Genomic DNA, 13,238 nt, shown 5'->3' with positions numbered 1-13,238 from the left:
GGGCACGACCAACTCCGCTGAGAATGAAGCAGACGGCACTGACGATCACGAGACACTCCTGAACGACTTCCTCGAGTCGCACGGAGCGTGGGAGACGCATGGCCACGCGACTGATCGACGAACTCTTCGACACTCTGGACGAACAGACCGTGCGGTGCCCGGGACCGGCACCCTGGACATCGTGATCCCTTCCCTGGCCGGCCAGCTCGCCGCCGTCCACAACCAGCGCCGGACGATGGAAGCCCAGATCAACAACCTGCTGGCGGCCCACCCTCTTTCGAAGACACCTCATGGTGCTAACTCGTCAAGATGTCGGCTCCGGTGTTCGAACAGCGATCGCTCGTGGGGCGTCTCACTCCAGGTAGAGAGCAGCCAGACGCGGCAGGCGGCGAGCCATCTCATCCGAGTCGTCGAAGTCGAAGGCCCAGACAGGGTCCAGCTCCGGATAGCGGATGGTAGGTGCGCCCGCGGGCAACTGATCGCCGGTCGCCGTGATGTGCGCGTTCCAGGCGATGCCCAGCATGTCCTCACCGTCTAGGTCGATGCCGTCGGCCGCGGCAGCTTGAACGATGGACAGTTCCGCGAGGGCATCAGACTCAGCGACTGCGCGCTCGAAGACCTCACGCCCCTGAGCGATCCGCCAGCCGCGGAAGTAGTCGAAGCCGTCGTCAGAGCATCCACCGTTGGCGATGTAGGCGGCGGCCCAGAGAGGGTTGGTGTAGGACTCAACCATCAGGTCCCACAGCACCTGCTCAGCGGCGACGATCTCCTCGACCGACCGGTCGGCCAGCAGCGAGGTCGCCTCGCGAGCGACCGCTTCGCCGTCGTGCGGGGCGATCACCCGGTCACGGGCCGCCGCGATGAGCTCCCAGAACTGCTCCTTGTTCATGGTGGCAGAGCATGCCACCTGGTACTGACAGAGCAGGTCTCGAGGTGGGAGATCACGCTGCGGCCTTCTCTGCTTCCAGCGCTGGGGCCGGAAAGGCGACCAGTTCATCGAAGAGCGTGTGCTCCTGGAGGCAGCAGTAGAGCTGGCCGAGCATCCGGTTGAAGAGGTTGCGCAGGGCGGCCGCGTGCCAGTCTCCGTGGGCGTCGCGTCCGCGCCGGTAGTGGGCCTTGGCCCCGGGTGATCCGTTGGGGGCCGCGAAGGCTGACAGATAGCCGGCATGGTTGAGCCGGTCGTTCTTCACCCTCCGCCGGATGATGCTTGGGGCAGGCCGCCACGAGCGGCGGAGCCCGGGCGGGCATGGAGGGCGAGAAGCGCGCCGGTCAGCGGGCGTCCGCTGACCGGCGGCTCCGTCTTTACGTGTCGGCGCCAGATGCGGACGGTGGCACAATCACCCCCTCCGACCGGCACTGACGCAAGGATGGGGCGCCACAGCAAAGCACTTGTGAAAAATCCTGTACATCAACTAAAGTGCAGCGCGTAATGGAATGCTCCGATGCGTAGTCCGACTTGAGGAGTCGCCGCATGAGTGTGCACGTTCCCCCTTGGGCGGCTGATGTCTTCGGCAGGCCCGCGCCCCTGGTTCAGGTTGGCCTCGGACAGGCACTTCGGAACATGCAGGCCAACGCTCGGGCAGCCCATGAGCAGAGCGACTCCCTCACGAAGCACACGTTCGGAATGTCCCGTTGGGAGAACCAGTTCCAGCGCGTACAGGACGAGTTGAAGGACCTGCCCGATGCGACGGCCGTGAGGCCGTACCGTTTTCCGTTCGATCTGATGCTGGTCGGTCGCGGTCTCATCTACCCCTACAAGTACGCCGAGACGACGACCGACATCAAGAAGGCTCGCGGCCCGAAAGAGTCCGAGCTGATCCGAGAGCTCTTCTCCTTCGCGCCTCCGGCGCATCACGTACAAGACGTGTTCGAAATCGATTGGGGACTTTCGGAGCCCCAGTCTGACCCTAGGGGCGGACTGGCCAACCTGCCCGAGGGAACGCGTCTGATCCTGGTCCCGTTCGCCTGCAATGCGTCTGAACTCCTGGCCGCGTTTTGGGGCATCGCAGCGCTGGGAGCGAGCCGCCGCCTTGACTGGCTCACCGAGCCGGCGCCCCTCACCGTGCCCAAGACGGTGACGTCCCACGGGACACACCTCTCGACCATTCCGGCACAGGTCGCAGCGGACTCGCAACACTCCGGCTTCGCCGAGGGAAGCCAGCCCATGCTTACTCTGTCCCCGCGCAGGTCCTCGGAGCGTCTTCGAGGCATCCCGCCGCTGACCGAAGCAGAGCCCGTCCAGGACCAGACCAGCGAAGACGATGCGACCCACTAAGCAAGACCTCATCCCAGGCTTGGAGGAGCGGGGCACAACCCCTCGCGCCATCGCCGATGCCTTCGATCCCGCCCGGCTGACACAGGCACGTCGGCTGGCGGAGATGACCAAGAAGGACGTGGCAATCAGCCTCGGGGTATCACCGGCTGCCGTGGGTCAGTATGAAACCGGCGTCTCCAAGCCCCGTCCCGACCTGATCCCTCACCTCGCGGAGACGCTCGGAGTTCCGGCGACGTTCTTCCTCGCCGGGCGGCCGGCCAACCGCCTCGACGCTTCCATGGCCCACTTCCGCAGTCTCCGCAGCACGCCGAAGTCTCAGCGAGAACGGGCCCTGGCATTCGCGGAGCAGATCTGGGAGCTCACCTATGCCCTGGAGCAACGCGTGCAGCTACCCTTCGTCGATCTTCCGGGCTTCACCGGCGGCGAGGTGCACCCTGGGGCGGAATTGCCTACTGATCCCGTCGCAGCTGCACAGGAGCTAAGGCTGCGTTGGGGCTTGGGCGATGGCCCCGTGACCCATCTCGTGCGCAGGATGGAGTCGCACGGCATCGTCGTCGTCACCCCTCCCGCAACCGATCCCTCCGCATCCACCGTTGATGCCTTCTCCACCCGGGCGGCTCGACCGCTCGTCATCCTGACTGCCAATCGCGCCGACGATGTCTTCCGCCACCGGTTCACGGCAGCCCACGAGCTTGGCCACCTAGTCCTCCACGGGGATGCAACAGGTGACAGCCGCCAGGAGAAGGAAGCCGACGCATTCGCCGCGGAGTTCCTGACTCCGCAGGCGAGCATCCTGCCGCTCCTTCCCAAGAGGATGGACTTCGCCCGCCTCTCCGATCTCAGGCAGATCTGGGGTGTGTCGATCCATTCCCTGGTCTACCGCTGTCGCGAAGTCGGGCTCATCTCCGACGCCACGACAAGCAGGGCCTACCAAAGACTCCGTGCGCTTGAGGGACAACCTGGATTTTCGCCGGAGTCGGTGTCCAACTACGCCGGGGAACAACCCTCGCTCCTTCGGCAAGCGTTCGACCTCGCAGTTCAGGAGGCGGATCTCTCTGTGGGCCAGCTCGCCCATGAGCTGGCCTGGACCAACAGGCGGGTGCGGGAACTGCTCGGCGTACAGGACCAGCGACCCATCCTGCGGCTCGTGCAGTAGCAGCTCGGCATCCATCTGCTCGGTGGCTATGCCCAGCACATCGGCCGGTGCCAGGGCGGTGGCCGTAAACCTGTACGGCCTGCGCTGCGGGCCGCGGAGCGGGACTTGGAGACGTCGACTGCGATGGGCCGCATCGGCATGCCGGGCAGTGGCCGGGGACCCTCGATGCGTACCTGGACCTCCGCGATCGGACCGGTGATGCACCGGGCGTAGATAGAGTGCAGGGCCGGACGCTATTGCCGGCCCAGTCGGCGACGTGGGCGGGCGATATGCCGTTGTTGAGCCAGGTTGACCGAAGGTCGTACGCGCGCTTGCCGACGGGCGAGTTGTACTCGTGCTCGGGCAGGACAGCCTCGCGGGCCTTGGCCCAGAAATGTCGGTAGACAGAGTCGGCCAGGAGGCGCCGCCGTTTACTCCGGGGAAGAGCAGGTCGCCGACTCCAGACCCACACCACCGGACTCCCCCTCCGGGCTCAGCTGAAGAACCTCTACGGCACCGACCCCACCGACGTCCGCCGCGGGGTTCCGCACGAAGCTGTCAACCGACGGCCCCGCGAAGCCCTCGAGTACGCCGACCGGGCCACCCTCATACTCGGCTAGCTCGCCGAACACCTCCCCGGGCAGCCTCTCGGCCGACTCTGCGAGACGAGGACCTGACTCCCCTGGGCATGGACTCCGCCCGCGCCGACTTGGCGGCCCAATGCGCTCCCACCGAGGCCGACGAGGACACCGGCACCCACCTCAAAGGCGCCGCCCACGACTTCTGCGCCCGCCCCCTCGGCGGGGGTGTGCGGCGGCATCGCTACCACCTTCACCGTCCCGACGGCCTGGCCGGCTTCCTCCGCTACGTGCTCGACCCCACCACGCCCCCGCCCAGGCTGGATTCGGCGCCGAATGGAGCACTCACTCCCTCACCGTGCAGACCGGCGGCCTCCAGGCCGATCGTGGCCTGTTCTGGCCCGGCCCCCGGCACCACCAACGAACGATGCCGTCGCGGCTCTGGATCTCGGTGATCTCCAGGATGAGCCCGACGGCGGTGTACGCGGTGTTGGTCATGGCCGTGGCCTCCTTGTTCGACGGCCATCCTGGGAGGGGACAGCCGGACACGGGCGGCCACTGCGATATGTGCGGTTAGCGCAGTTCTAGGTGGGTTGTGTGGCGCCCATCGTTTAACGACGAGCGGTACCGTTAAAGGATCGCGGCTGCAATGACACGTAAAACACACACTGATCCGCGCGGATCAACTAAGCTCGGGTTGCAAGTCTTAAGAGTCAACCGACCGCCACGGGGACTCGGCAGGAGCCAGCCCGCCACTGGCTCCGGTACTCGAAACCCAGCACATGAGAAGCGCCTCGACGCGTACAGCGGAGCCCTGCTCCGCATCGCGGAACAGGGCTCCCTGGGTTGTGGCCCTTCAGCGGCCGGCGACCACGGCGCTACCATCGCCGTGGTCGTCGGCTAGGTCTACGCGTTGAGCACCCGTATCACTGCTTCTGCGATGCCGTCCACCAGCTTGGCGGCCAAGGCGGAGAGAATCGCAGCAACTATGATCAGGGCTAGTTCGCGTCGGCCCAGCCTGCGGACCAGTTCCCGTAAGCGCCTCAAAAGTTGCCACCTCCTCGTTACCCCGAGCCCGATGCCCGGGACAGAGTGAGGGAGGTGCCACCTTCAGGCACGGCCAAGATTACGCGCGCTGTTTCGGGGGCGTGGCTGGTTCGTGGAAATTCGCGCACCTGTTGCGGAGTGAAGGAGACGGAGCGTCTGGCTACACTGATTCGCCGCGCTGGGGGCGCTCTGGAGGAGATGTATGGTCCGGCCCCTGCCGCCTCGCCGTCCTGTCGGCTACGGCCGTGCGGGGCGGCCGGAGTGCGCAGCGTGAGGCCGAGCGGGCTGGCGCTGTTCGGAGGTCGAACGCTGTGAGCTGACCGCGTAGGAACACGAGTTGCAGGCGGCACACACCGGGAGGAACTAGCTGCCGAGCGCGACTGGGCGGCGCTTCGCCGGGCCGCTCTGGTGGCCCTCGGTGCGGAGGGCAATGACCTGGTGGACGCCCAGCTCCTGGCCGTGGACGACGAGGCGTAGATCCAGTCGGGCGGCTGAGGCCCTGCGCGCCCGCCGCCCCGACCTGTTCGAAGGGGTCTCTGGCCCCGGTGCCAGCGGCGTCTGCCGGTGCCCCTGCCGGACTCGGCCCGACCCGCACGACGCCCTCGTCCACGGCTGCGCGCCAGCCATCCATGCCAGATCGGTCGAGGAGAACTCGGGCGCGTCCTGGATTTGAAGTAGGTCGATGTTCACAGTCATCGCGTCGGGGACCACCAGGAGCTGACAAGCAGCGATGGCAGCGAGCCCTCCAGCAGACCCGTCGCGTCCACGGGCCGCCTGGACCGGCGGGGCTGCGGCGGCGCTCTACCGCCAGGAAACACCCTGCCGCCAGGATTCGCCACCGGCTCGGACGCGCCATTCTCAGCTCACGACCTACACGCCTGGAGGCGCACCTTCCGGCGCAGCTGAAACCTCCCCGAGGGCAGAAAGAATGCGCTCTTTCGAGGGACAGCTCAGGTGATTCCCGCCCGCTACGATCACCTCCACCCCTTGGCCAATGAAATTTCATCATCGCCCGCGCGTGCAGGAGGACCGGCGCCGGGGAATCAACTAGATCGGGCCCAACACCGGCCCGACGCAGGTCAGTCGAGGAAGGACGGTACTGGTGGCGGTTTACGAGAATGGCGTTCGCGCCGATGCGATCTCCGACGCAACGTGGGTGAAGGCCACGGCGAGCGACGCGTACAACGACTGCGTTGAAATTGCACGGCTTCCTGACGGCGAGGTGGCGGTCCGTAACTCCCGCCACCCCAGCGGGCCCGCCTTGATCTTCACGCCGAGCGAGATCGCGGCCTTCCTCGACGGAGCCTCGAAGGGCGAGTTCGACGGTATGGCTGGCTGAAACCGTCCGACTACAGCTTGTGGCGGCTCTGGGGTGTGACCAGGATGAGGGCGTCGACGAACAGGTCGTCGCTCGAAGGAGTCACAGTGGCCGCCCAGTTGAATGTGGTGCCCGGGGGCGAGGACGCCCCCGGGGACCCGCACCCGTCTGCCACGCCGCCGGCCAGGTGGCTGGGGCTGGAACTCAAGCGCCTGCGCTTGGCAGCCGGCCTCACCGGCGCGCAGGTGGTGGGCAGTGGCGCCATCAGTTCGGCCTCCGTGCTCAGCCGCTACGAGAAGGGCAGTTCCGCTGCCAAGCTGAAGGCAGAGACCGTGCGCGACTTGGCGCGCTTGTACGGGGTGAGCGACGCGCGCACGATGCAGGCCCTTCTGCGCAAGGTTGATGAGGCGCAGGCCCCTCGCTGGTGGTCGAGCTACTCGGACGTCGTCGACGATGCTCTGAGTGAGCTGATGACGGTGGAAAGTGCGGCAAATCAGATACATACGTTCTCCGCCGTCCTGATTCCCGGGCTGCTGCAGACCGCGGATTACGCGCGTGCTGTGATGCGGATGCCGTTCGGCGGTCGGGCGGATGAGAACGAGCAACAACTCATCGAGCGTCGATGGGCTGTGCGGCGCCAGCGCCAGCAGATCCTGGAGTCACCGCAGCCTCCGGAGTACTCGGCGATCATCGATGTGAGTGCGCTGCGCAAGTGGGTCGGCGGCAAGGCCGTGATCCGGGGACAGCTGCGACACCTGTTCAACAAGGCGGAGAACCACGACAACATCCATATCAGGATCCTGACCGACGAAGCCTGGGCCCAGGCTTCGCCGACGACGTCTGCGGCGACGCTGTTCCAGTTCCCAGACGGTCAGGCCGACATGGTCTACATCGAGGGCGTCAATCAGGGTCAGAGCTGGCTCACTGCCGATGCCGACGTCGACTGGCACCGCAGTTCTCTGAGTGAGCTGACGTTGCATGCAACCGACAAGGCGAAGACCCTTGCCCTCCTGAACCAGCTCATCGAGGGACTTGCCGATTAGCCGCGCCTGATCTGGGCGACTGCTCCGTACTCGACCCATTCATCGGTGGCCTGGCGCGGGAACAGGTCCGTGTCCGGCCGCCAGGTCGAAACCTCCACGGGGCCGTTGCTCCCCACGATGTTCAGCCCTTCGAAGTAGCGCTGCACCTCCTCGAACGACCTCACCCGTCCCCAGTTCCCATGAGTGGTCTGCCGCATGAACTCGGTGACTTGCTCACGTAGTTCGGGGCGGTCGCTGGCGAGCTGGGAGATGACCATGTAACTGCCGTCGGGCAGGTTGTCGGCCACCCTCTTCACGAGTTGCCAGGGGTCGTCGCTGTCCGGGATGCAGTGCAGTACGGAGACGAACAGAGCGGCCACGGGTTCGCCGTCCTGGAGCAGGCCGGCGACCTGGGCGTTGCTGAGGTTCTCCTCGACGTCCCGCATGTCCGCTTGGATGACCGCGGTGGTCTTGAGGTTCTCCGCCAGCATGAGGCGCCCGTGAGCGTGGACGAGCGGGTCATTGTCGATGTAGACGACCCGTGCCTGCGGGTCGGTCTCCTGCGCGACCTGGTGGACGTTGGGGCGGGTCGGGAGACCAGAGCCGTGGTCGATAAACCGCCGGATGCCGCATTCCTGGGCGAGGTAGCGCACTGCGCGTACGAGGAATGCGCGGTTGATGAGCGCCAGTTCGCGTGTGCTGGGGGCCATCTCGAGCAATTCGCTGCAGGCCGTGCGATCGGATTCGTAGTTGTCCGTGCCGCCGATGAGGTAGTCGTACATCCGTGCCACGCTGGGCGTCTGGATGTCGATGCGGGCTTGTTCAGTAATGAGCCTCTCCCCCGTGCTTGCGTGCCGCCACGAGGCGGCTCGTGGCTAATCAGGAGACTCATGTTAGGAGGGCCGGGACGGGCGGGCTAGCCCGCTGTCGAAGGTTTGGGAGCGCGCGCTCACTTTCGGACGCCAAGCAATCACTCCCCTGTGAGCCGGAGTGCGCCGAAAGTGCGACTTACTGCCACCCGCACACCACTACATATGCCTAGCGAATACCCCAGAATTGCTGGCAAGTCGCCGGACGGCCAGGGCGCACCGTGCATGAAATGCAGTCCGCTCGACGCCCATGAGTTCCGCAGCAGCCGCCTCCGGAAGACCCAGTCGATAGCGCAGCACGAGCATGTCGGCGTCCTCTGACGCCACCAGGTCGCTCCACCGAGGGCTTTGCTCTCGCTCAGACACGTGAGCAGCTAGTACGGCCCAGACCGCGGCAGAGAGGCATGGCTCACGCAGGGCCTCCCGCCAAGCGCGGGCAAGTTCACCGAAGGCGCCGTCGAGCGCACGGAGCGCCTCCCGCCTGGACGTCAACCGCACCTGTGCATAGCGAAGGTAAACGGGACGGTAGTAGCGGCAGAAGGCGCGGAAGGACTCCTCCACCGCACCGGACGCCACGACTGCTGTGCGATTCCGACTGCGAGGCGGAGTATCTCGTCGCACGGGCGGGTGAGAACCAGCGCGACCTTCCCCATGAATGGGGCCTGGCGTCATGACGGCACCTCGTGGCGCAAGTCGTGGACGGAATCCCGCTGACTGGCGGGCGATAGGGACACGTTGGCCAGATTCGATGGCCTCGTGCGAGTGGTGCGGGGCACCGCGGTCACGGGCATGCCCCACGGGGGGGGCGACCATCCGCGTTGCCCCCTGCACCGGCAGGGTCCTGTCGTGGCTCGCCGCCGTGAGAGGCTGCGAGCCACGAGCCTGGGGGCTATCGGCGCGTGATACGCGCGTACGTGATGACCGAACGGTCTGCCCACAGGGCGGGGGCCGTCAGAGCAATGGCTTCGGCCGGGACCCCCCGCCACACAACGCCGGCGACGACCAGGGTGGCCAGGAGTGAGGCCCACCGCGCTGTGACCGATAGGACCGCCATGACGGCAGTTTGAGCCGGTAGTTGAAGCGGAATGCTAATCTCGCGGAACGCCGGAGCCCACTTCGTGAGCTTCTGGTAGACGTGTTCGAGCACTGGTCCTCCAAGCATTGGCGGCGGGCAGGTGCCGGACGCGTCAGGGGCTTCGAATCGGGCATCCAATCCACTTCGGGGCCCCTTCTCGCTGCCCGGACCCTGAAGGTAGCCACGGCGCAATTGAGGGCGCCAGCACACGCCAGCCCGATGAAAGTGGAGGGGGCTCCTCTCACTTGATCACGAGACAGAGGGCCCGACTCTGCGGCAATCAGCCACGTTTGGGCTGCATCGCTCAAGTAACGGAAGGAAAATGACATCAGACTGGCTGCGGTACATGCGATGGCCCGAAAGAAATGCCGACGCATCCCAGCCGTAGACGACATGGTTCACTCGATTGAGTGAACTCATGTCGGGCTTCTATCGCTCTGTCTGAAAATTCAGCATCCCGTACCTGGTGTCGCATCGTGGAGTCCAGAGAGCCCGTCAATGAGTCGGCCAGAGGCTGTGGGCGATCCAGATCAACCGCCCACGTACTCCTCGGGCGGGCTCAGCATCGGCCCCCGTGAGCTGCTGGCCTGCGGGAGGGATGAAGCTGAGCAGCTGCGACTGCGCACGGTGGTTGCCCTGGCGGACGAAGGCCATGCACCAGACCATGCTCGGGCGTCGTGGCGCAGGGGCTTGGTCGTGTGTCGCTCAGGGCAGTGGGGTCCAGGAGTCCTCGAACGGTTCGGTCTCGTCCAGGCGGGGCTTGGGGGGGGGAGAGAGACGGCGCAGAAGCCAGGCGCGCTCGTCGGTGACCAGAGTGTCAGCGACGTTCTGCCCGACTTCAAGGGCAGGTTGCTCGGTGAGGCAAAGTCATTCGATGACTGCGGCCAGGCGGACTTCGGGGGCCTGTTCCCTGTCGCACCAGAGCTCCCTGATTCACGCGTCGGCCGGCTCATGCGCGTGGGCACGTGTCGTCTCCGCGGTATCGAGGACCAAGGCGGCCGAAACTATGGGGTCCTGTTGGCGAGCCCGGTGGCGAAGCAGCTTCGGACGGACTGGCCTGGGTCGGCTGTCGTGGCGAGAGCGCAGGAGCCAAGGACAGGCGTGGCGAACTCGGGCTCGCTTAGGAGAGGCAGAAGACGGACGTTACGGCAGTGATCGCCCAGACACCGAACGGGTCTCCGCAAACGAGGCCAGCTCCGCCCATCGGTGCTCGGCACGTTGCGAGCATCAGATCGGCCGGGCAGCCCCCCAGGGCTCGCCCGTCGAACCCGAGGAGATTGGCGCCGAGTCCCTTTATAGATGGGCGCACCACACTCGCTCGCGATTCGGCCATCTGATCGCCCATTTCCCGCCTGGGCAGGCGTGTCGCTGCTGGGCCCGCCCGCTTGTTCGATACGTCTGATGCCGACCTGGCGCGGGCGTTCGGCCCTGCGTGCCGTAAGAGTTCATGGAGTTGAAGCGTCGCATGCACATGAGACTTGTTCGGGCGGGGTTGGCTGCCGTGCTGTTGCCGGTCGCCCTGCTAGCGGCCGGGGCACCGGCGGTGAGTGCGGATCAGGACCTGCAGGTGGAGACCTACGTACTGCCTTTCGGAGCGTCCAAGCCGTCGCTGGGGCAGCTTCAACATGGCGATGGTCGTTCGCGTTTGAGGGAGCTGGCAGACCAGGGCGAGCGATCGGCGCGGCTGCCCCTGGAGACGACTGGTCCGGCCGCTTCCTACGCACCCCGGACTCGCTTCGCGTCGAACGTTCCGGAAGCTGCTGCTGCGCCCCGTCGCGAGGGTGCCGTGAATGCGGCGGCAGTGTCGGCGCCGGAGCCTGCCAGGGCGATGACGCTGGCCGAGTGCGCCAGGGGCCTGGGCACAAGGAACAAGTTCTACGTCAAGTCCCGCTTCGCCGTGTGTGACGGAGCGTCGTTCGTCCAGACCTGGTTGCGCAACAACCGCCCGGTCGGCGAGAGCATGTTCAACGTGCGTGTGGTGGGCACGATCCCGGCGAACAGCCGGACCATCAACTTCCAGTACCACTTCTCCGACTTCACCACGACCGGCAGTACCGGCGCAGCCGCGATGCCCATCACCCTCAAGGGCAACCTGCCCCAGAGCTGGCCGTCCGGTGCCCGCTACACCCGCGGCGGGAACCTTCCGTCCAACAGCCGAACCTTCACCCAGCTCAAGACGGTCAAGACCTACAACCAGACGGTGAACGCTGCCCCTGGCCAGGGCAAGGGCAGCGCCGACCTGCTCTTCGCCATCTACGAGCCCTCCATCTCCTACCGTGCACCCGCCCCGTGGAAGCTGAGCGGGGCCACCGGCGGGAAGCTGTTCATGCTCGCCCCGCGCTGGGACGCGGCCTCCTACCTCTCCAACTCGACCGGAGGCGGCAACCCGGCCAGGAAGGGGGCTGCCGCCTTCAGCTACGCCACGGCACTCACCCTGAGCGCCAAGGCCGGGGCACCAGAGAGGGCCGAGGCAGCACACATCCGTCAAGCATTCCTCGTGCCGGACGACACCAAGCCGTACATGGCGGCCAAGAAGGTTCCCGGCCAATCAGTGTCGGACCCACTGCACCGCACCGTCAGCAGCACCCGGGTGGACAAGAACCGCAGCGCAGCGAAGAAGCAGTGCAAGCGCTACTGGGGCGCCAACTACGCCAACGGGGGCAAGGAATGCGACGAGTACCCCTTCGCCTCCACCTACGAAGGTGCCGCCCTGCCCGAGTACGACTCCGAAGCCAAGAAGTTCAACTTCTCGGTCAAACCCATCAACGGCACCGAGAACCGCAACGGCGGGCTGATCCTCCAGAGCTTCTACGGGAAGAACCGCATCATCGACGGGATGGACGACGGGTTCACCGTCAAGGTCATCACCTGACCTGAGCCCCTCACCCGACCGGGCCGGGCCCGGCGGTCAGGCGGTGGAAGGCCAGAACTGCAGCAGATACCGCTCCGCCCCCACCACGCTCTCCTCCGTCGCGGAGAGCGTGGCCGCCTCGGCCCGGCCGGTGCAGCACACCCGCACGCGCCAGCAGCCACCCGAGTCCGCGAGCTTGATGTACTCGTCCATCCGGCCGGTGTGCATCGACCACACGGCCAGGGTGCCACTGCTGGTCTCGAGGTCCGCTTCAGCGATCTCGTCCCATCCGATGGGATCCTGTGCCGGCGGAGCCTCATCCCACACCTCGACGTCCAGCACTGCGGTGTGAGTGTTCCCGCCACTGGTGATGTCCAGACGCCCGGGATGCGTCCCCACGAACGCGTCGGTCGCGAAGCCGTCGGGGAAGGGGACGGGAAGCGCTGCGTCGTCACCGTCCTGCAGCCCGAACGAGTAGAAGCCCACGTACGCGCGTGCCTGTTGCCGCCGCACCACCCGTGCCATAACAGTCTCTTCCTCACCAGACGTGCCAGACGTGCCCTTCAGCCGCATGCTACTGAAGGGCAAAGGCGAGAACACGGACCCTTACTGAACGTCACGCCCTGGGGCGGGCCAGATAAGCCAAGGGCGATCCTGTGACAGCCACCGGATCTCCAATGGCCCGACCCATCCGCGTTGGACCGTCAGCGTCTTCAGCCGAACGCGCTCTGACGGCAGGCGTCCGTGAGGTGCACAACGGAGGTCGGCGCCACCGAGAAAGAATTACGCGGCTGGATCCCAAACGCCGTCGAACAAGGCCAACTCCAGCAGGTCCGGGCTTGACGCCGGCCACTCACCCCCGTTGCGCGGGAGGACCTGTGTCGTTGAGCGTGGCATGGTGCTTGGGAACGAGGAGCACGGCAAGCTGGCTGAGGCCCTAGTCCGGGGTCAGTCGGTAGGCGTGTAGCTGAGGCGCTGCACCATGTTGTCCTCGAACTGGTCCGAGATCTCTTTCCCATTGACCACGAGGCGCATTGCGCCTGAGTCGCCCAGGACGATGTCGATCCG

Annotated in this window: 8 protein-coding genes and 3 pseudogenes; 7 read left to right on the top strand and 4 right to left on the bottom strand. The window is 66.1% G+C overall.

Going from position 1 to position 13,238, the window contains the following annotated elements:
* Positions 1–95 precede the first annotated feature (95 nt).
* Positions 96–280 (top strand): annotated as a pseudogene (locus ACZ4E1_RS40085) (IS110 family transposase); the annotation flags it as partial.
* A 72-nt stretch (positions 281–352) separates the two neighbouring features.
* Here the strand turns inward: ACZ4E1_RS40085 and ACZ4E1_RS40080 are convergent.
* Positions 353–889, bottom strand: coding sequence for a DUF4240 domain-containing protein (locus ACZ4E1_RS40080; protein ID WP_467548913.1), 537 nt, complete (start codon positions 887–889; stop codon positions 353–355).
* Between the two features lie 52 nt (positions 890–941).
* A pseudogene (locus tag ACZ4E1_RS40075) lies at positions 942–1,199 on the bottom strand (IS110 family transposase); the annotation flags it as partial.
* Between the two features lie 272 nt (positions 1,200–1,471).
* On the opposite strand from ACZ4E1_RS40075, the gene ACZ4E1_RS40070 reads away from it, so the two are divergent.
* From ACZ4E1_RS40070 to ACZ4E1_RS40050, 5 genes and pseudogenes are all read left to right on the top strand, one after another.
* Complete coding sequence (locus ACZ4E1_RS40070; RefSeq protein ID WP_467548911.1) at positions 1,472–2,275, top strand: hypothetical protein; 804 nt, start codon at positions 1,472–1,474, stop codon at positions 2,273–2,275.
* Positions 2,262–3,431 (top strand): helix-turn-helix domain-containing protein, encoded by a 1,170-nt coding sequence (locus ACZ4E1_RS40065; protein ID WP_467548909.1) that lies wholly within the window; start codon positions 2,262–2,264, stop codon positions 3,429–3,431. The genes ACZ4E1_RS40070 and ACZ4E1_RS40065 overlap by 14 nt, the downstream gene beginning before the upstream one ends.
* Positions 3,432–3,862: 431 nt before the next feature.
* Positions 3,863–4,416, top strand: a pseudogene (locus tag ACZ4E1_RS40060) (serine hydrolase); the annotation flags it as partial.
* 1,721 nt (positions 4,417–6,137) lie between these two features.
* Positions 6,138–6,374 (top strand): DUF397 domain-containing protein, encoded by a 237-nt coding sequence (locus ACZ4E1_RS40055; protein ID WP_467548907.1) that lies wholly within the window; start codon positions 6,138–6,140, stop codon positions 6,372–6,374.
* Positions 6,375–6,460: 86 nt separating this feature from the next.
* On the top strand, positions 6,461–7,396 hold the full coding sequence (locus tag ACZ4E1_RS40050; RefSeq protein WP_467548905.1) for a helix-turn-helix domain-containing protein: 936 nt from the start codon (positions 6,461–6,463) through the stop codon (positions 7,394–7,396).
* On the opposite strand, the gene ACZ4E1_RS40045 is transcribed toward ACZ4E1_RS40050, so the two are convergent.
* The gene (locus ACZ4E1_RS40045; protein ID WP_467548914.1) at positions 7,393–8,205 is read right to left on the bottom strand and encodes an SAM-dependent methyltransferase; all 813 of its coding nucleotides are present in this window, start codon (positions 8,203–8,205) and stop codon (positions 7,393–7,395) included. The genes ACZ4E1_RS40050 and ACZ4E1_RS40045 overlap by 4 nt on opposite strands.
* Positions 8,206–10,766: 2,561 nt before the next feature.
* Between ACZ4E1_RS40045 and ACZ4E1_RS40040 the strand changes: the two genes are divergently transcribed.
* Positions 10,767–12,191, top strand: a complete 1,425-nt coding sequence (locus ACZ4E1_RS40040; RefSeq protein WP_467548903.1) for a NucA/NucB deoxyribonuclease domain-containing protein — start codon at positions 10,767–10,769, stop codon at positions 12,189–12,191.
* A gap of 36 nt (positions 12,192–12,227) precedes the next feature.
* Here the strand turns inward: ACZ4E1_RS40040 and ACZ4E1_RS40035 are convergent, their stop codons facing one another.
* Entirely contained in the window at positions 12,228–12,743 is a 516-nt protein-coding gene (locus ACZ4E1_RS40035) for a hypothetical protein (RefSeq protein ID WP_467548901.1), read from the bottom strand.
* Positions 12,744–13,238 lie beyond the last annotated feature (495 nt).

The sequence above is a fragment of the Streptomyces sp. NPDC025806 genome (assembly GCF_055558275.1).
This window is presented reverse-complemented; position numbering and strand designations above follow the sequence as displayed.